This is a genomic window from Streptomyces sp. M92 (assembly GCF_028473745.1).
Lineage (GTDB): Bacteria > Actinomycetota > Actinomycetes > Streptomycetales > Streptomycetaceae > Streptomyces.
In genome coordinates, this window is record NZ_CP101137.1 from 3,536,531 (window position 1) to 3,555,023 (window position 18,493).

The following is an 18,493-nucleotide window of genomic DNA, read 5'->3' on the forward strand; positions in this document are numbered from 1 at the left end:
CCTGCCCGGGACCCTCGCCAGGGGCTCCGGGCAGGGCCGCGTCTTCTCCTGGTCACCCAGGAGGAATTCAGTGAGCATCACCAAGAAGGTCACCGCCCTCGCCGTCGGGCTGGGCATGGCCGGCGGCCTCGCCGCGTGCGGATCGTCGTCCGACGGGGACGGCGGGGGTTCCGGCGACTCCAGGACCGTGACCCTCGTCAGCCACAATTCGTGGGCCGTCTCGGAGGACGTCGTCGCCGCCTTCGAGAAGAGCTCCGGCTACCAGGTCGAGGTCCTGGAGGACGGCGACGCCGGGCAGGCCGTCAACAAGGCCATCCTCACCAAGGACAACCCGCAGGGCGACGTCTTCTTCGGCGTCGACAACACACTGCTGTCCCGCGCCCTCGACAACGGGCTGTTCCAGCCGTACGAGGCGAAGGGGCTCGACCAGGTCGACGCCGCGTACCGGACCGACACCGACCACAAGGTCACGCCCGTCGACACCGGCGACATCTGCGTCAACTACGACAAGGCCTACTTCAGCGAGCACGGGCTGACCCCGCCGGACTCCTTCGACGACCTGGTCGAGCCCGAGTACAAGGACCTGCTCGTCACCGAGGACGCGGCCGGCTCCTCGCCCGGCCTGGGCTTCCTGCTCGGCACCGCGGCCGAGTACGGCGACGAGGGCTGGCAGGACTACTGGAAGAAGCTGAAGGCGAACGGCGTCAAGGTCGTCGACAGCTGGGAGCAGGCCTACAACGAGGAGTTCTCCGGCTCGTCCGGCGGCAAGAAGGCCAAGGGCGACCGGCCCCTCGTCGTCTCCTACGCCTCCTCCCCGCCCGCCGAGGTGATCTACGCCGACCCGCAGCCGGACACCGCGCCGACGGGCGTCGCCCAGGGCACCTGCTTCCGCCAGATCGAGTACGCCGGTCTGCTGAGCAACGCCGGGAACCCGGAGGGCGGCAAGGCGCTCCTCGACTTCATGCTGACCAAGCAGTTCCAGGAGGACCTGCCGCTCAACATGTTCGTGTACCCGGTGCGCGAGGACGCCGCGATCCCCGAGTCCTTCCGGAAGTTCGGTCCGCCGGCCGAGGACCCGCGGACCATGGAGCCGGCGAAGATCGCCGACAAGCGTGACCAGTGGGTCAAGTCGTGGACCTCGCTCGTGGTGAGGTGAAGCGGGTGGAACGGGTGAGGAGCGCGCGCGGGAGCGCGGCTCGGCTCGGTCTGATGGCCGTGCCCGTCGCGTTCTTCGCGGCGTTCTTCGCCTACCCCGTCGCCGCGATCGTCGCGCGCGGGCTCAAGGTCGACGGGGCCTGGCAGTTCGGGCGGATCGGGGAAGTGCTGGCGCAGTCCGACGTCCGGCAGGTGCTGTGGTTCACCACCTGGCAGGCGCTGGCCTCCACCGCGCTCACCCTGCTGATCGCCCTGCCCGGCGCCTACGCGTTCGCCCGACTCGACTTCCCCGGCAAGCAGGTGCTGCGGGCCGTGGTGACCGTGCCGTTCGTGCTGCCGACGGTCGTCGTCGGCACGGCGTTCCTGGCGCTGGTCGGCCGCGGCGGGCTCCTCGACGAGTTGTGGGGCCTGCGGCTGGACACCACCGTGTGGGCGATCCTGCTCGCGCACGTCTTCTTCAACTACGCCGTCGTCGTCCGCACCGTCGGCGGCCTCTGGTCGCAGCTCGACCCGCGTCAGGAGGAGGCCGCGCGGATGCTCGGCGCCTCGCGGCTGACGGCCTGGCGGCAGGTGACGCTGCCCGCGCTCGCACCCGCCGTGGCCGCCGCCGCGCTGATGGTGTTCCTGTTCACCTTCACCTCCTTCGGTGTCGTCCAGATCCTCGGAGGGCCCGCGTTCTCCACCTTGGAGGTGGAGATCTACCGGCAGACCTCCCAGGTCTTCGACCTGTCCACGGCCGCCGTACTGACGCTGGTCCAGTTCGTGGCCGTCGCCGCCGTCCTCGCCGTGCACGCCTGGACGGTACGGCGGCGGGAGGCGGCCCTGCGGCTGGTGGACGCGGCCACGACCGCGCGCCGCCCGCGCGGCACCGGGCAGTGGGCGCTGCTGGCGGCGGTCCTGGTCACCGTCGCCGCACTGATACTGCTGCCACTGGCCGTACTGGTGCGGCGCTCGCTGGACGCACCCGGTTTCGGCTACTACCGGGCATTGACCCGCGAGGACGGCGGGACCTTCCTGGTCCCGCCGATCGAGGCGATCGGCAACTCCCTCCAGTACGCCGTCGCCGCCACCGCCATCGCCGTGGTGATCGGCGCTCTGGCCGCCGCCGCGCTCACCCGCCGCGACGCGGGCCGCTTCGTGCGCGGCTTCGACGCCCTGCTGATGCTGCCGCTCGGGGTGTCCGCCGTGACCGTCGGCTTCGGCTTCCTGATCGCGCTGGACGAGCCCCCGCTGGACCTGCGCGCCTCCTGGATCCTGGTGCCGCTCGCGCAGGCGCTGGTCGGCGTCCCCTTCGTCGTACGGACCATGCTGCCGGTGCTGCGGGCGGTGGACGTACGGCTGCGGGAGGCGGCGTCGGTGCTCGGGGCGTCGCCGTGGCGGGTGTGGCGCGAGGTGGACCTGCCGATGGTGCGGCGGGCGCTGCTGGTGGCCGCCGGGTTCGCGTTCGCGGTGTCGCTCGGGGAGTTCGGGGCGACCGTGTTCATCGCGCGGCCCGACAACCCGACGCTGCCGGTGGCCGTGGCGCGGCTGCTGGGGCGGCCCGGGGACATGAACTACGGACAGGCGATGGCCCTTTCGACGATTCTGATGCTGGTGTGCGCCGTGGCCCTGGTGGTGCTGGAGCGGCTGCGGACCGACCGGACCGGGGAGTTCTAGACATGCCGACGAGCCTGCCGCCGAGCCTGCTGGGCCTTGAGGGTGCGACCGTCCGCTTCGGCGGGCGGGCCGTGCTCGACGCCGTGGACCTCGATGTCGCCGAGCACGAGGTGGTGTGCGTGCTCGGTCCCAGCGGCAGCGGCAAGTCGACGCTGCTGCGGGCGGTCGCCGGCCTCCAGCCGCTGGACGCCGGACGGGTGACGCTGGACGGGCGGGACCAGTCCGGGGTGCCCGCGCACAAGCGTGAGCTCGGGCTGATGTTCCAGGACCACCAGCTGTTCCCGCAGCGGGATGTGGCCGGGAACGTCGCCTTCGGGCCGCGGATGCGGGGTGCGTCCCGCGCCGAACAGCAGGCACGGGTGGCGGAGTTGCTGGAGCTGGTGGGCCTGCCCGACGCCGCCCGGCGGTCCGTCGCCGCGCTCTCCGGCGGTGAGCAGCAGCGGGTGGCGCTGGCCCGCGCCCTCGCGTCCCGGCCCCGGCTGCTCATGCTGGACGAGCCTCTCGGCCAGCTGGACCGCTCGCTGCGGGAGCGGCTCGTGGTGGAACTGCGGGAGCTGTTCGGCCGGCTGGGCACCACGGTGCTCGCCGTGACGCACGACCAGGGCGAGGCCTTCGCGCTGGCCGACCGGGTCGTGGTGATGCGGGACGGGCGGATCGCCCAGTCGGGGACGCCGCTCCAGGTGTGGCAGCGGCCCGCCGACTCCTTCGTGGCCCGCTTCCTCGGCTTCGACAACGTGGTCGCCGCGACCGTGACCGGGCAGGCCGCCGACACCCCGTGGGGCAAGGTGCCGGTTCCCGAGGACGCCCCCCAGGGCGCCCGTACGCTGCTCGTCCGCCCCGCCGGGGTGCGCCTGACGGCAGCCGACGCGGGCCTGCGCTGCACGGTGACCGCCCGCACCTTCCGCGGCACCCACGTCGCCGTCCACCTCCAGCCCGAGGACGCCCCGCGCCTGGAGGCGGCGTGCGCGCTGCGGGCGGCGCCGGAGGTCGGGGACGCGGTCGGGGTGGAGTTCGACGTGGCGGAAATCGTGGTGCTCGGGTGATCCTTCCGCTCGTAGGGTGACGGCCATGACACTCCTTGCGCATGACCGCTACTGCGACGAGATCGCCGTTCAGGTGGACAGGTTGAGGGACGTCCTCACCTCCGGCGCCGACCCCGCCGCCACCGTGCCGACCTGCCCGGACTGGTCCCTGGAGGACCTGGTGCTCCACGTGGGCCGGGCCCTGCGCTGGACCGGGCTGATCGTGGAGACCCGCGCCGAGGAGGACGTCCCGCTGGACCGGGCGCCGGGCTCCGAGGGGCCCGGCACGCGGGGCGACGTGGCCGCGCTCGACGCCTGGCTGGCGGAGTCCGGCCAGGTGGTCGTCGCGGCGCTGCGGGAGGCGGGTCCGGACGCGCACGCGTGGTCGTGGGCCGGGATCGACACCTCGGGCTTCTGGGCGCGCCGGATGACGCATGAACTCGTCGTGCACGGTGCGGACGCGGCGTTCGCGGCGGGCCGGCCGTTCGAGGCGGTCGCGCCCGAGGTGGCGGCCGACGCCGTCGACGAGTGGCTGGAGATCGTGCGGTTCGTGCAGCGGGCCCTCCCCGACGGGCCGGCGAGGGAGCTGCGGGCGCCGGGCCGGAGCATCCACCTGCACGCCACCGACGCGCCGGCGGAGCTGGACGCCGAGTGGGTCATCGAGCCGGCTGAGGAGGGCGTCACCTGGCGGCGCGGCCACGAGAAGGCGGACGTGGCGCTGCGCGGACCGCTCACGGACGTACTGCTGGCCTTCTACCGGCGGCTGCCCCCGGACGCGCCGGGCCTCGAGGTGCTCGGTGACCGGAAGCTGCTGGACTTCTGGCTGGAGAAGGCGACGTTCGGATGATCCGGGGGAGCTGACACGACGGGTGGCCCGCCCCCGGCCGGGGGACGGGCCACCGCTGTCGCGTAGGCCCTGTGGAACCCGGAGGGCGTCAGTCCTTGCCGTTGGCTCCGCGACGGCGCATGCCGAGGAAGACCGCGCCGCCACCGATGACGACCAGGGCCGCCGCGATGCCGACGATCACGCCGGTGTTGGAGTTGGCCCCGGTCTCGGCGAGGTTGGACTCACCGGCCGCCGGGGACGGGGCGTTGCTCGGCACGGCCGCCGGAGCGGTGCTCTCGCCGCCCGACGGGGCCGGGGCCGACGTGGAGGGCGCCGGGTCCGGCGTCTTGGTCTCCTCGGACGGGGTGTCGGACGGGACGGGGGAGCTATCCGACGGGGTCGGGGAGGGCGACTCCGTCTCCTCCGTCGCGCAGGCGGTCGCCGGGGTCACGAGGTTCGGCTTGATGTCCTCGTCGACGTACTTGTCGGCCTTGACGTGGACGCGGTACTCGGCGTTCGGCTTCCAGTCCTCGGTGAAGGTGATGGTGGTGCCTTCGCGCGAGCCCTTGACCACCTGCTCCCCGACCTTCTTCGCGTCGGCGCCGTTGTTCTGCAGGTACACGCTGACGGTGGCCGGGATGCCGGCGGGGTCCACGTCGGTGACCGTGATGACGCCCTTGCCGCCCTCGCACTCGGCGGTGGCGGAGAACTCGCTGATGTCGCAGGCGAGAGCGTTGCCGGCGGCGCCGATCGCCAGGGCCACCGAGGCGGAGGCGACACCGAGGGCGCGGACACCACGGCGCGATGCCGTGCTTCTGATTATGGACAGGACTGCCACGTTTGTCCTTACGGGAGCGCAGATGCGGGGGGTGGAGAGGGGTGCTGACGCCTGATGACGCGGCACCAGCACACCCATGAGCCTCACTGGTCTATAAGCGGGGCATAAGCAGTGTCAACGCATAGGCCCGTCAAGGACGTTGGCTTTGCTCTCTTATTAACCGCCGAGACGTTTCAGCGCCTCGGGAGCCTCCTCGATCCGGTCGACCAGCGCGATCCGGGACTCCATGGTCCGCCCCCCGGCGAGCGAGGCGAGCAGCGGCCACGCGGGCAGCTTCTCCGTCCAGTGCCGCCGGTCCACCAGCACCATCGGCGTGGGCTCGCCCCGCGACTCGTAGTAGTTCGGCGTCGCGTTGTCGAAGACCTCCTGCACGGTTCCGGCGGCGCCCGGCAGGAAGACCACGCCCGCGTTGGAACGGGCCAGCAGGCCGTCCTCGCGGGTCGCGTTGGCGAAGTACTTGGCGATGTGCGCCGCGAAGGCGTTGGGCGGCTCGTGGCCGTAGAACCAGGTCGGGATGCCGACCGAGGCACCGCCTCCGGGCCACCGCTCGCGCACCTCGAACGCGGACCGTGCCCAGTCGGTGACCGACGGCGTGAACGAGGCGACCTTGGCGAGGAGCAGCAGGGCCTCCTCCAGCATCCCGTCGTCGAACGGGGCCGCGTACGCGCCGAGGTTGGCCGCCTCCATCGCCCCCGGACCGCCGCCGGTGGCCACGGTGAAGCCGGCGCGGGACAGTTCGCGGCCCAGACGCGCGGCGCCCGCGTAGGCGCTCGTGCCGCGCGCCATGGCGTGACCGCCCATGACGCCGACCACCCGCGCGCCGACGAGGAGTTCGTCGATCGCGTCGGAGACGGCGTCGTCGTGGATCGCGCGCAGCATGGAGGCGAACACGTCGCCGTCCGCCTTGGTCTGCTGGAACCAGTCGTAGGCGAGGGCGTCCGGGGTCGCCTCGTAGCCCTCGTCGAGGGAGGCGTACAGCGCGTCCGGGGTGTAGACGTGCGCCCGGTAGGGCTCGAAGGGCAGGCCCGGTATGGGCGGGAAGACCAGGGCGCCGGCGGCGGCGACCCGGGCGGCCGCCTCGGGGGCCATCGGACAGCCGAGGAAGACGGCGCCCGTGGGGTCCGCGGACATCAGGGCGTCCGTACGGGCCGTCAGGTCGACGGCCTGGACGCGGTAGTGGGCGAGTGTGCCGTGCGCCGAGACGACGTCGTCGAACTCGGCGAGGCTCTCGATCTCCCGGTCGTGCGAGGCGTGGTGGGACTGGCGGTGCTGGGCACCGGGCTGGGCGGGTGTCGTCGAATCCACCCGCCCATGCTAGGCGTGCGCCTGGCTCAGCCCTGGACCGCCGCCGGGTCCATCCAGACGACCTCGAAGGTGTGGCCGTCGATGTCGTCGAAGGCGCGGCCGTACATGAAGCCGTGGTCCTGGGTCTCGCCGGAGACGGAGCCGCCGGCCGCGACCGCCTTGTCGACCAGCTCGTCGACCTTCTCGCGGCTCTCCGCGCTCAGCGCGATCAGCACCTCGCTGGACTTCGTCGAGTCCACGATGTCCTTCTTGGTGAACTGGCGGTACTTCTCCGGGGTGTGCACCATCACGACGATGGTGTCGCTGAGCGGGATCGACGCGGTGGAGTCGTCGCTGAACTGAGCGTTGATCTCGTAGCCGAGCCCGGTGAAGAACTTCCTCGAGGCGTCGAGGTTGTTGGTGGCCAGGTTCACGAAGATCATCTGCTGGTACATGGGGGCCTCTCCCGTCGGTGTCCTGCTGCTGTCGTGCCGTTCGAGAGGTTAGACGCGCGGGGAGTGCGGAACTCATCGCCGGATCGGAGATTTTTTCGAGGGAATTTCCCACGCCCCTCAGCGGGCCAGCGGCAGGGACGCCAACTGGGCGACGATCACGGTCAGCGGGGCGAACAGGGCGAGCAGCGCACCGGCGCGTAGGGCCGCCGCGGCGCGCAGCGTCGCCGGGGGAGCGCCCAGCCGGAGCAGGGCGCCGGTCGTGTCGGTGCGGGCGTGTTTGGCCTCGACGGCGGCAGTGAGGAGGGTGGCCACCGTGCAGCCGGCCACGACGAGAGCGCCGAGGGTGCTCAGCGGGCCGAAGTCCGGGCCGTCCGTGTCGTAGAGGGTAGTGGCGGCGTAGGCGGCGCAGGCCACGGCGCAGACGACGCCGAGGGGGCGGCCGATGCGGTGCGACTCCTCCATGAGGACGCGGCCGGCGAGGAGGCGCAGGGCGCCGGGGCGGACCGCCTGCAGCAGGCGGCCGCAGAGGTGGGTGAGGCCGGGGCCGGCGAGGGCGAGGCCGAGGACGGTGAGGGACCAGCCGAGGAGGACTGCCGCGGAGGGGGTGGTGCCGGGGGTGGCGGTGTCACCGGCGTAGGTCTCGACGGCGAGACCGGCGGTGAGTACGGCGATGCCCCAGGGGAGGGTGGCGGTGTGGGGTCGGGGGGTGGGGTCGGGTGCGGCGTCGGGCGTCGGCAGGGGGCCGTCCGTCGCGGCTGGGGGGTGGGCGTCACTGGCCTGCGTGAGCAGGGTGCCTCCCCCAGAGGGGGTGCCCCCAGCGCCCGCCCGTGCCGCCCCAGCGGCACGACTGCCCGCAGGCTCCGCGGCCGCGGGAACCGGCGACTCCGCGGCACGACTGTCCGCAAGCTGGGCCGACGCCGACGCCGACGCCGACGCCGACGCCAGGCGGGCGCCGTAGCGGCCGTAGGTGCCGAAGGTTTCGCGGGCCGCGCCCCAGCCGTACGCGCCGAACCGGCCGTAGCGGCGGGGGCCGCTGGCGGCGGCGGGCCTCGGGTCGCGCGGGCGGAGGTTGAGGGCGACGGCGGCCGACGCGGCGGCCGGTACCAGGGTCAGCAGGGTCACCACGGCCGGGGCGGGGAGGCGCTGGCCGAGCGCCAGCGCCTCGGTCACGGCGCCGTCGACCGGCGTGCCCGTCAGGTCTCCGCGCACGTACAGGAAGCCGAACAGGGCCGCCACCGAACCGAGGGCCGCGGACAGGGCCGTGGTCGTCGCCGAGACCGCCATCAGCCGGCCGGGGCCCAGGCCGATCGCCGACAGTCCCGCGCGTGGCCGCGTGCCGGGGTCGGTGCGGGCCACGGCGACGGCGAGGTACACCGTCGCGGCCAGCGGCGCCGCGCACCAGGCCAGGCGGAGGGCGGAGGAGCCGGGCGAGTCCGGGTGGGTGAGCGCGTGGCCGAGGGCGCACAGGAGCAGGAAGCCCGTGCCCGCCGACGCCACCGCGACCAGCAGACGGCGCAGTTGGACGGCGAGGCGGGCGGCGCGGGTCAGGCGGAGAGCGAGCACGCCGCCCGGCCTTCCGTTCCGGGGGTGCCGGAGGTCCCGCCGGGCCCGGTGGCCACCGCGGTGTCCGCGACCGGCGGCAGGTGCACGGTCCGCACCCGCCGTCCGTCGAGCAGGGACACCGTGCGGTCGGCGAGGGCGGCGGTCTGCGCGTCGCCGGTGGCGAGCAGGACGGTGATGCCGTGCGAGCGGGCCGCGGTGGTGAGCGTGCGCAGGACGTGCGCGCGGTCGACCCGGTGCAGCGGCGCCGTCGGCTCGTCGGCGAAGAGCACCGCGGGCGCGACGGCGAGGGCGCGGGCGATGCACACGCGCTGCCGCTCGGCCTGCTGGAGTTCGTGCGGGCGCCTGCGGGCCGTCCGGCCGCCGACGTCGAGGCGGTCCAGCCACTCCATGGCGGCGGTCTTGGCCCGGCGTCGGCCGGTGCCGCGCAGCATGAGGGGCAGGGCGGCGTTCTCCCAGGCGCTGAGTTCCGGGACGAGGACCGGGGCGGGATCGATCCAGCCGAAGCGGTCGCGGCGCAGTCGCTCCCGCTTGAGCGGGCCCATGGTGTGCACCGGCAGGCTGTTGAACCAGACCTCGCCGTCCTGCGGCCGGACCATGCCGGACAGGCACCGCAGCAGCGTGGTCTTACCGCTGCCGCGCGGGCCGCTGACGGCGAGGATCTCGCCCTCGCGGACGCCGACCGACACGCCTTGCAGCGCGGGGGAGCCGTCGTGGTGCGTGAAGTGCAGGGCGCGGGCCCACAGCACGTCGTTGTCCGGCGGAGCCTCCATGGGCGTACACCTCGGTTCTGATCCGTGTTTCCCCGTTCGCTTCCCCCGTACGGGCGAACGAAGGCGGGGCCGATCGGTCACTGGGCACCGTAGGCAGGCGCCGTGGGGAGGCCGGACAGCACGCGGCCCCGGGCCGCCGTTTCTCACTCGAACGGGCGGCACCGGGGCCGGGTGATGATCCTCTGGAAGGATGATCAGAGCTTCGTCCACGCCTCCGTCAGCGTGGCGCGCAGGATCTGCTCGATCTCGTCGAAGGTCTCCTGGTTGGAGATCAGCGGCGGGGCGAGCTGGATGACCGGGTCGCCGCGGTCGTCGGCACGGCAGTACAGGCCGTTGTCGAAGAGCGCCTTCGACAGGAAGCCGTACAGGATCCGCTCGGTCTCCTCCTCGTTGAAGGATTCCTTGGTGTTCTTGTCCTTGACCAGCTCGATGCCGTAGAAGAAGCCGTTGCCGCGGACGTCGCCGACGATCGGCAGGTCGAGGAGCTTCTCCAGCGTCGCGCGGAAGTTGCCCTCGTTGTCCAGCACGTGCTGGTTGAGGCCCTCGCGCTCGAACAGGTCGAGGTTGGCGATGCCGACCGCGGCGGAGACCGGGTGGCCACCGAAGGTGTAGCCGTGCAGGAAGGTGTTGTCGCCCTGGTAGAACGGCTCGGCCAGGCGGTCGGAGATGATGCAGGCGCCGATCGGGGAGTAACCCGAGGTCATGCCCTTGGCGCAGGTGATCATGTCCGGGACGTAGCCGAACTTGTCGCAGGCGAAGGTCGTGCCGAGGCGGCCGAAGGCGCAGATGACCTCGTCCGAGACGAGCAGCACGTCGTACTGGTCGCAGATCTCGCGCACCCGCTGGAAGTAGCCGGGCGGGGGCGGGAAGCAGCCGCCCGCGTTCTGCACCGGCTCCAGGAAGACGGCCGCGACCGTCTCCGGGCCCTCGAAGAGGATCTGCTGCTCGATCTGGTCGGCGGCCCAGCGGCCGAAGGCCTCGGGGTCGTCGCCGAAGAGCGGGGCGCGGTAGATGTTGGTGTTCGGGACCTTGTGCGCGCCCGGCACCAGCGGTTCGAAGGGGGCCTTCAGGCCCGGCAGACCGGTGATGGACAGGGCGCCCTGCGGGGTGCCGTGGTAGGCGACAGCGCGGGAGATGACCTTGTACTTGGTCGGCTTGCCGGTCAGCTTGAAGTACTGCTTGGCGAGCTTCCAGGCGGTCTCGACCGCCTCGCCGCCGCCGGTGGTGAAGAAGACCTTGTTGAGGTCGCCGGGGGCCTCGTTCGCCAGGCGCTCGGCCAGCTCGACGGCCTTGGGGTGGGCGTAGGACCACACCGGGAAGAAGGCGAGCTCCTGCGCCTGCTTCGCGGCGGTCTCGGCCAGCTCCTGGCGGCCGTGCCCGGCCTGGACCACGAAGAGGCCGGCGAGGCCGTCGAGGTAGCGCTTGCCCTTGTCGTCGTAGATGTGGGTGCCCTCACCGCGGACGATGGTGGGGACGGGGGCGTTCTCGTACGACGACATGCGGGTGAAGTGCATCCACAGGTGGTCGTAGGCGGTCCTGCTGAGGTCCTTGCTGTCGGTGCTCACGATTATCGGGTTCCCCACATATAGGTCTGCTTCTTGAGCTTGAGGTAGACGAAGCTCTCGGTGGAGCGCACTCCGGGGACGGCCCGGATGCGTTTGTTGATGACGTCCAGAAGGTGGTCGTCGTCCTCGCAGACGACCTCCACCATCAGGTCGAAGGAGCCCGCTGTCATCACCACGTACTCGCATTCGGACATGGCCGTCAGCGCGTCGGCGACGGACTCCACGTCGCCCTCGACGTTGACGCCGACCATCGCCTGGCGGCGGAAGCCCACGGTGAGCGGGTCCGTCACGGCGACGATCTGCATCACGCCCTGGTCGAGCAGCTTCTGGACGCGCTGGCGCACGGCCGCCTCCGACAGGCCGACGGCCTTGCCGATCGCGGCGTACGGCCTGCGGCCGTCCTCCTGGAGCTGTTCGATGATGGCGAGGGAGACGGCGTCCAACTGGGGTCCGCCGCTCCTGGACTCGCGGGAGTCCTTCTGGTCTGCGCTTCGACTGGCCACGGCTTCACTGTGCACGACGGATCGGCAGTTTCGCAAGCCCGGATCGATGAAATTCGTTGTCTGAAGCGCCAGAGTCGACGGATTTCGCAATGCGGAGGCGATCGGGGGTGTTGAAAACGTGGGGTCTCCGTCTAGGGTGGGTGTCTCAGTGTTTGGACACGCGCGACAGCGGTGAGGTCCGGACCGGAGAGACCGAAAGACCGAAGCAGACCGAAGTAACCATCGAACTTGGAGGGCCGGCAGTGAGCACCGAGCTGCGTCGTCTGCGCAACTACATCGACGGTGAGTTCCGGGACGCCGCCGACGGACGGACCACGGAGGTGGTCAACCCCGCCACGGGCGAGGCCTACGCGACCGCCCCCCTGTCCGGGCAGGCGGACGTCGACGCCGCCATGGCGGCCGCCGCCGCGGCCTTCCCGGCCTGGCGGGACCTGGTCCCGGCCGAGCGCCAGAAGGCCCTGCTGAAGATCGCGGACGCGTTCGAGGAGCGGGCCGAGGAGCTGATCGCGGCCGAGGTGGAGAACACGGGCAAGCCCGTCGGGCTGACCCGCTCCGAGGAGATCCCGCCGATGGTCGACCAGATCCGCTTCTTCGCGGGCGCGGCGCGGATGCTGGAGGGCCGCAGCGCCGGTGAGTACATGGAGGGCCTGACCTCCATGATCCGCCGCGAGCCGATCGGCGTCTGCGCGCAGGTCGCGCCGTGGAACTACCCGATGATGATGGCCGTGTGGAAGTTCGCCCCGGCCCTCGCCGCGGGCAACACGGTCGTCCTCAAGCCGTCCGACACCACCCCCGCCTCGACGGCCCTGATGGCCGACATCATCGGCTCGATCGTGCCCAAGGGCGTCTTCAACGTCGTCTGCGGCGACCGCGACACCGGCCGCCTGATGGTCGAGCACGAGACCCCGGCGATGGCCTCCATCACCGGCTCGGTGCGGGCGGGCATGTCGGTCGCCGAGTCGGCGTCCAAGGACCTCAAGCGGGTCCACCTGGAGCTCGGCGGCAAGGCGCCGGTCGTGGTCTTCGAGGACACCGACATCCCCAAGGCCGTCGAGGGCATCTCGGAGGCGGGCTACTTCAACGCGGGCCAGGACTGCACCGCCGCCACCCGCGTGCTGGTCCACGAGTCGGTCCACGACGAGTTCGTGAGCGCGCTCGCGAAGGCCGCGTCCGAGATCAAGACCGGTATGCCGGACGACGAGGACGTCCTGTACGGCCCGCTCAACAACCCGAACCAGCTCGAGCAGGTCACCGGGTTCATCGAGCGCCTGCCCGCCCACGCCAAGGTCGAGGCGGGCGGCCACCGGGTCGGCGACAAGGGCTACTTCTACGCCCCGACCGTCGTCTCCGGCCTCAAGCAGGACGACGAGATCATCCAGAAGGAGGTCTTCGGCCCCGTCATCACCGTCCAGTCCTTCCGCGACGAGGACCAGGCGGTCGAGTGGGCCAACGGCGTCGAGTACGCCCTCGCCTCCTCGGTGTGGACCAAGGACCACGGCCGCGCCATGCGGATGTCCAAGCGGCTCGACTTCGGCTGCGTGTGGATCAACACCCACATCCCGCTGGTCGCCGAGATGCCGCACGGCGGCTTCAAGAAGTCCGGCTACGGCAAGGACCTGTCGGGCTACGGCTTCGAGGACTACACCCGGATCAAGCACGTGATGACGTCGCTGGACGCGTGACGGACCCGGCTCCACGTGTGCGGCCCCGGACGGGAACCCTTCCGTCCGGGGCCGCGCCGCGTGCAGGGCGAAGGCGTGAACTCGCCCCGGTCGACAGGGTGTCGGGCCTGGCCGGACCCGCTCGACGCAGCGTCGATTGTCCCGGTGAGCGCGGGCCCGGCATCCTGCGGCCATGCCCCCGCTCCCGAAGACGCCCTCGCTGTCCCTGTCCCGCCGTACCCTGCTGCGCGGCCTGGGCGGTTCCGCCGCGCTCGGCGCACTGGCCGGCTGCGGCGTACCGGCCGCCTACGTCGCACCGGGCGACCGCGCCGCCACCGACCGGTCCGCCACCGAGAGGCGGCTGACCTGGGCGAACTGGCCGCTGTACATTGACACCGACGACGAGCGTCCGAACCGGCGGCCCACGCTGGAGGCGTTCGAGAAGGAGTCGGGCATCTCCGTCGAGTACATCGAGGAGATCAACGACAACGACGAGTTCTTCGGCAAGATCAGCCCGTCCCTGATGAACCACCAGCCCGTCGACCGCGACCTGATCGTCATCAGCGACTGGATGTGCGGGCGGTTCGTACGGCTCGGCTGGGTGCAGGAGATGGACCGCTCCCGCCAGCCGAACGTCACCGAGTACCTGGACCCGCTGCTGCGTTCGCCCGCCTTCGACCCGGGCCGGAAGTTCACCGTGCCCTGGCAGTCCGGCATCACCGGCATCGCCTACAACCGCCGCCGGCTCGGCCGGGAGGTCCGGCACGTCTCCGACCTGTGGGCGGACGACCTCAGGGGCCGGGTGACCCTGCTGTCCGGCATGGACGAGGCGTTCGCGCTGCTGATGCAGGGCAACGGCGTCGACATCACCGACTGGACGGCGGACGACTTCCACACGATGTGCGACCAGGTGGACAAGCAGGTGGCCAAGGGTCAGGTCCGCCGCTTCACCGGCAACGACTACATCAAGGACCTTTCCAGCGGTGACGTCCTGGCCTGCCAGGCCTACTCCGGTGACGTGATCCAGCTCCAGGCGGACGACCCGGACATCGAGTTCGTCGTGCCCGAGGAGGGCGCCGAGCTGTGGTCGGAGTCCCTGATGATCCCCAACCTGGCCCGCCACAAGACCAACGCCGAGCGGCTGATCGACTTCTACTACCAACCGGAGGTCGCCGCCGAGCTGGCCGCGTGGGTCAACTACGTCTGTCCCGTCCCCGCCGCCCGGGACGTGCTCGCCTCCTCCGGCGACGAGGAGACCGCCGCGCTGGCCGAGGACCCGCTGATCTTCCCGGACGCGGCGATGCGCGAACGGCTCGCCATCGCGCGGGACATCGCGGCCGGGGAGCGGTCGGAGTTCGCGAAGCGGTGGAACGGGATCGTCGGGGTGTAGGAGACTGACCGGCGTGACGAATTCACCGGACGATGAAAAGGTGGGTGCGGCGGTCACGCTCGGGCTGCTGGCCGCCTGGGCGCTGCACGACGCCGAGGAACTGGCGACCGTGCCGGGATGGTGGCGGCGGGAGCTGCCCGCCCTGCGTGAGCGGTTCCCCGCCGTGCCTCAGGCCGTGTGGCGGCGGGCCGGTTCGGTCGACGGGCGCGAGTTCGCGGTGGCGGTCGGGGCGATGGCCGCCGCCGTGGCCGCCGCGTCCGCCGCGGGACGGCTCACCGGAGGCCGGTCGGCCGCGTACCAGACGGCGCTGACCGCCTTCGGTCTGCACGGCCTGGTCCACCTCGCCCAGGCGGCGGCGGTACGCGGCTACACGCCCGGGTCCGCGACCTCGCCGCTCGTCGTCGTGCCGTTCACGCTCTGGGCCCGCCACCGGCTGCGCCGCGCCGGCGTCCTGCGCGCCACGCGCCCGCGCGACCTCGCCTTCGGGCTCGGCTTCGCGGGCGCGGCGACGGTCGGGGCGCATGCGGTGGCGCGGCGGCTGACGGGGCGCGGCGCGTGACGGGGGCTACTTCAGGGCGGCCGCGGTGATCGCGTCGAGGACCGGGTTCTGCTCCGCGCTCTTGGCGTCCGTGGCGTTGACCGAGTAGACCAGCGTGCGGCTCAGGTCGCGGGTGCCGCCGATGAGGGCGCTGTACCCGTAGCGGGACCCCGACTTGCCCCAGAAGATCTCGCCGTCGACTTCCTTGTACTCCAGCCCCGCGCTGCGCCGCGCGCCCGAAACACCTGCCGGGGTCGTGAACATCTCCTCCAGCTCCGGCTGCGGCACGATCTTTCCCCGGAACAGCTTGGTGAGAAGCTTCTCCAGGTCGGCGGTGGTGGAGATCATGTCGCCGGCCGCCCAGCGGTCCGCCTGGTTCCACTCGGTCACGTCGAGCAGCTTCACCGTGCCGTCCGGCTGTTCCACCGCCTGGTAGCCCCGGTTGTGCGGGCCCCGGACGCGGGGGTCGGTGCCGGGGAAGTACGTGTGGTGCATGCCGGCCGGGCGCAGGACCAGGCGCGTGGCCACGGAGGAGTACGAGTGCCCCGTCACCTTCTCGATCAGCAGGCCGAGAATCGTGTAGTTGATGTTCAGGTACTGCTGCCGCGTCCCCGGGATGAACTCCTCCGGTCCCTTGGCGATCGCCGACGCCGCGACCCGCTGCGGGGTGAGGGTCTCGAAACGGTTGGCGTACACCTCCGCGAAGTCGTCGCCGAGACCGTCACCCGGCTTGATGCCGCTGGTGTGGTTCAGCAGTTGGCGCACGCTGATCGGCTGCTCGAACTCCGGCGTGAACAGGTCGGGGAGGTAGCCCTGCACCGGCGCGTCCAGGTCGATCTCGTCCTGGGCCGCGAGCCGCAGGACGGTGGCGGCGGTGACGACCTTGGTGACCGAACCGGCCCGGAAGCGGGCATGGGGGTGTGCCGGCCGGTCACTGGCCAGGTCGCGCACGCCCGCGCTGCCGTGCCAGTCGCCGTCGGGGCCGCCGACCCGCACGAGGGCGGCCGTGGCGTGCCGGTTCGGGACGGCGGAGAGCGCGTCGCGCAGTGCCTTCTCGTCCGGCCCGCGCTGGTCGACGGAGCCGGCGGCCGTGGCGGGCGGCGAGGCGAACGCCGGGACCGCCGACGGGCCGGCGGCCAGGGCGAGGACGAGGGAAGCGGCGAGGACGGAGGAGGTTCGGGCACGCATCGACTGCTCCAGGGGAAGGCGGTTGCGGCGGGAAGGATCGTTGATCATCCTTGTGCGTCGCGCCCCGTGGCGGATCGTCGGTGAGTAGGGCGCCCGCCCCGTAGCCGGAATCAGGGAACTCCCTTACGGCGAAGGCGTGTTGTGCGGGGCCTCCCTTACGGGGCCTGGACGGCCCCGTTGCCGTCGCGCAGCGCGCACAGCGTGTCGATGCGGTTGGTGGTGATCGAGTCGACGCCCAGCGCGATCAGCCGGCGCATGGAGCGCCGGGTGTCCGGGGTCCACACCGACAGCAGGCAGCCGTCGCCGTGGACCCGCTCGGCCAGGACCTTGTTCACCAGCCCGAACCGGTAGTTCAGCCACTTCGGCCGCACCGCCGCGAGCAGCGCGGGCCGCGGCGGTGCCGCCGTCGTCCAGGTCATGGCGATCTCGGCGGCGGGGTCGGCGGCGCGCACGGCGAGCATGGCCGCGGGGCCCGCCGTGTAGTACACGCGGTCCTGGGCCCCGCACTCCCGGACGACGTCCACGACGCGCCGCACCGCCCGCTCGCCCGGACCGCCCGGCAGGTCCAGCATCAGCCGGCTGCCGTCGGTCGCGGCAAGGGCCTCGGCGAGCGTCGGCACCCTGCCCGCCGTCAGCCCGCGCACCTCCTCGGCCGACAGGGACCGCAGCGGCCGGTCGTGCCCCCACAGCCGCTTCAGCGTCTCGTCGTGCAGCAGCACGGGGACGCCGTCACGGGTGAGCCGTACGTCGGTCTCGACCGCGTCCGCGCCGCGGTCGAGCGCGGCGCGCAGCGAGTCCAGAGTGTTCTCGCGGTACCGGTACGGGTCGCCGCGGTGGGCCACGGCGGTCAGGTCGCGTGCGGGACTCATGGCGGGCACCCGGTTCAGGAGGCGAGCCAGGCGGAGGTGTACGTGTCGATCTCGTCCCTGATCCGCGCCTTGCCCGGCGCGTCCAGGAACGACGCCTCGACCGCGTTCTTCGCCAGGTCGGCGAGGCCCCGTTCGTCGAGGTCGAGGAGCCGGGCGGCGACGGCGTACTCGTTGTTCAGGTCGGTGCCGAACATCGGCGGGTCGTCGGAGTTGATCGTCACGATCACCCCGGCGCGCACGAACTCCTTGATCGGGTGCTCGTCCAGGGTGCGCACCGCGCGGGTGGCGATGTTGGAGGTCGGGCAGACCTCCAGGGGGATGCGGTGCTCGGCGAGGTGCGCCAGCAGCTTCGGGTCCTGGGCGGAGCTGGTGCCGTGCCCGATGCGCTCGGCGCGCAGATCGGTGAGCGCGTCCCACACCGTCTGCGGGCCGGTGGTCTCGCCGGCGTGCGGCACCGAGTGCAGCCCGGCGGCGATCGCGCGGTCGAAGTACGGCTTGAACTGCGGCCGGGCCACCCCGATCTCGGGTCCGCCGAGCCCGAAGGAGACCAGGCCCTCCGGGCGCAGCCGGTCGTCGGTGGCGAGCCGCGCCGTCTCCTCGGCGGACTCCAGACCGGCCTCGCCCGGGATGTCGAAGCACCAGCGCAGTACGGTCCCGAATTCGGACTCCGCCGCCTTGCGGGCGTCCTCGATCGCGTCCATGAAGGCGCCCTCGTCGATGCCGCGCCGGGTGGACGAGAACGGGGTGATGGTCAGCTCGGCGTACCGCACCTGCTGCCGGGCCATGTCCCGGGCCACCTCGTACGTCAGCAGCCGGACGTCCTCGGGGGTGCGGATCAGGTCGACGACGGACAGGTACACGTCGATGAAGTGCGCGAAGTCGGTGAAGGTGAAGTAGTCGACCAGGGCCTCGGGGTCGGTGGGGACCTTGGAGTCGGGGTGGCGCGCGGCCAGTTCCGAGACGATGCGCGGGGAGGCGGAGCCGACGTGGTGGACGTGCAGTTCGGCCTTGGGCAGCCCGGCGATGAAGGCGTGCAGATCGCGCGGGACGGCGGGGTCGACGAGGTGCTCGGTCAAGGGTTCCTCCCCGGACGGCGCCCCGGGCCGCGCGGGTGGCGGCGGGACGCGGGTGATCGGCTGATCGGTGGTACGGGGATCATCGTAGGCCGGTCTCACGCCGGGCGGGCAGGGCCCGTAGCATGACGGGCACG

17 protein-coding genes are annotated in these 18,493 nt (G+C 72.1%); 7 read left to right on the plus strand and 10 right to left on the minus strand.

Translation table 11 applies throughout. The features are described 5' to 3' along the window. Nucleotides 1-70: 70 nt before the first annotated feature. Genes M6G08_RS16155 through M6G08_RS16170 form a run of 4 tightly spaced genes read left to right on the plus strand, consistent with a single transcriptional unit; the run spans nt 71 to nt 4,680 of the window. The gene (locus M6G08_RS16155; RefSeq protein WP_272587855.1) at nt 71-1,156 is read left to right on the plus strand and encodes a thiamine ABC transporter substrate-binding protein; all 1,086 of its coding nucleotides are present in this window, start codon (nt 71-73) and stop codon (nt 1,154-1,156) included. Then, nucleotides 1,132-2,811: an ABC transporter permease gene (locus tag M6G08_RS16160; protein ID WP_443048809.1), complete on the plus strand. Its 1,680-nt coding sequence runs from the start codon at nt 1,132-1,134 to the stop codon at nt 2,809-2,811. The genes M6G08_RS16155 and M6G08_RS16160 overlap by 25 nt, the downstream gene beginning before the upstream one ends. Nucleotides 2,812-2,825: 14 nt before the next feature. Then, nucleotides 2,826-3,854 (plus strand): ABC transporter ATP-binding protein, encoded by a 1,029-nt coding sequence (locus M6G08_RS16165; RefSeq protein WP_272591353.1) that lies wholly within the window; start codon nt 2,826-2,828, stop codon nt 3,852-3,854. Between the two features lie 25 nt (nt 3,855-3,879). Then, entirely contained in the window at nt 3,880-4,680 is an 801-nt protein-coding gene (locus tag M6G08_RS16170) for a maleylpyruvate isomerase family mycothiol-dependent enzyme (protein WP_272587857.1), read from the plus strand. Between the two features lie 88 nt (nt 4,681-4,768). Here M6G08_RS16170 and M6G08_RS16175 read toward each other — a convergent pair whose 3' ends face one another. The 7 genes from M6G08_RS16175 to M6G08_RS16205 form a co-directional block, all read right to left on the minus strand. Next, nucleotides 4,769-5,497 carry an LAETG motif-containing sortase-dependent surface protein gene (locus tag M6G08_RS16175; protein WP_272587858.1) on the minus strand — a complete coding sequence of 243 codons (729 nt, stop codon included), beginning with the start codon at nt 5,495-5,497 and terminating at the stop codon, nt 4,769-4,771. Nucleotides 5,498-5,653: 156 nt separating this feature from the next. Beyond that, nucleotides 5,654-6,802, minus strand: a complete 1,149-nt coding sequence (locus M6G08_RS16180; protein ID WP_272587859.1) for an LOG family protein — start codon at nt 6,800-6,802, stop codon at nt 5,654-5,656. A 26-nt stretch (nt 6,803-6,828) separates the two neighbouring features. Beyond that, nucleotides 6,829-7,236, minus strand: a complete 408-nt coding sequence (locus M6G08_RS16185; protein WP_272587860.1) for a VOC family protein — start codon at nt 7,234-7,236, stop codon at nt 6,829-6,831. A gap of 117 nt (nt 7,237-7,353) precedes the next feature. Next, the gene (locus M6G08_RS16190; RefSeq protein ID WP_272587861.1) at nt 7,354-8,799 is read right to left on the minus strand and encodes a hypothetical protein; all 1,446 of its coding nucleotides are present in this window, start codon (nt 8,797-8,799) and stop codon (nt 7,354-7,356) included. After that, a complete protein-coding gene (locus M6G08_RS16195; RefSeq protein ID WP_272587862.1) occupies nt 8,781-9,569 on the minus strand; it encodes an ABC transporter ATP-binding protein in 789 nt (262 codons plus the stop codon). Before M6G08_RS16195 ends, M6G08_RS16190 begins: the two co-directional genes overlap by 19 nt. Nucleotides 9,570-9,763: 194 nt before the next feature. Next, the gene (locus tag M6G08_RS16200; protein WP_272587863.1) at nt 9,764-11,134 is read right to left on the minus strand and encodes an aspartate aminotransferase family protein; all 1,371 of its coding nucleotides are present in this window, start codon (nt 11,132-11,134) and stop codon (nt 9,764-9,766) included. A 2-nt stretch (nt 11,135-11,136) separates the two neighbouring features. Further along, nucleotides 11,137-11,652: an Lrp/AsnC family transcriptional regulator gene (locus tag M6G08_RS16205; RefSeq protein WP_272587865.1), complete on the minus strand. Its 516-nt coding sequence runs from the start codon at nt 11,650-11,652 to the stop codon at nt 11,137-11,139. A gap of 227 nt (nt 11,653-11,879) precedes the next feature. Here M6G08_RS16205 and M6G08_RS16210 point away from each other — a divergent pair, with 227 nt between their 5' ends. From M6G08_RS16210 to M6G08_RS16220, 3 genes are all read left to right on the plus strand, one after another. Continuing rightward, entirely contained in the window at nt 11,880-13,319 is a 1,440-nt protein-coding gene (locus M6G08_RS16210; RefSeq protein WP_272587866.1) for a gamma-aminobutyraldehyde dehydrogenase, read from the plus strand. Between the two features lie 172 nt (nt 13,320-13,491). After that, nucleotides 13,492-14,688 (plus strand): ABC transporter substrate-binding protein, encoded by a 1,197-nt coding sequence (locus M6G08_RS16215; protein WP_272587867.1) that lies wholly within the window; start codon nt 13,492-13,494, stop codon nt 14,686-14,688. 13 nt (nt 14,689-14,701) lie between these two features. Further along, nucleotides 14,702-15,247, plus strand: coding sequence for an HXXEE domain-containing protein (locus tag M6G08_RS16220; RefSeq protein ID WP_272587868.1), 546 nt, complete (start codon nt 14,702-14,704; stop codon nt 15,245-15,247). A gap of 6 nt (nt 15,248-15,253) precedes the next feature. On the opposite strand, the gene M6G08_RS16225 is transcribed toward M6G08_RS16220, so the two are convergent. The 3 genes from M6G08_RS16225 to M6G08_RS16235 form a co-directional block, all read right to left on the minus strand. Beyond that, nucleotides 15,254-16,414, minus strand: a complete 1,161-nt coding sequence (locus M6G08_RS16225) for a serine hydrolase domain-containing protein (protein ID WP_272587869.1) — start codon at nt 16,412-16,414, stop codon at nt 15,254-15,256. Between the two features lie 155 nt (nt 16,415-16,569). Further along, nucleotides 16,570-17,283: a glycerophosphodiester phosphodiesterase gene (locus tag M6G08_RS16230; RefSeq protein ID WP_272587870.1), complete on the minus strand. Its 714-nt coding sequence runs from the start codon at nt 17,281-17,283 to the stop codon at nt 16,570-16,572. 14 nt (nt 17,284-17,297) lie between these two features. Continuing rightward, nucleotides 17,298-18,458 (minus strand): adenosine deaminase, encoded by a 1,161-nt coding sequence (locus M6G08_RS16235; RefSeq protein WP_272587871.1) that lies wholly within the window; start codon nt 18,456-18,458, stop codon nt 17,298-17,300. Nucleotides 18,459-18,493 lie beyond the last annotated feature (35 nt).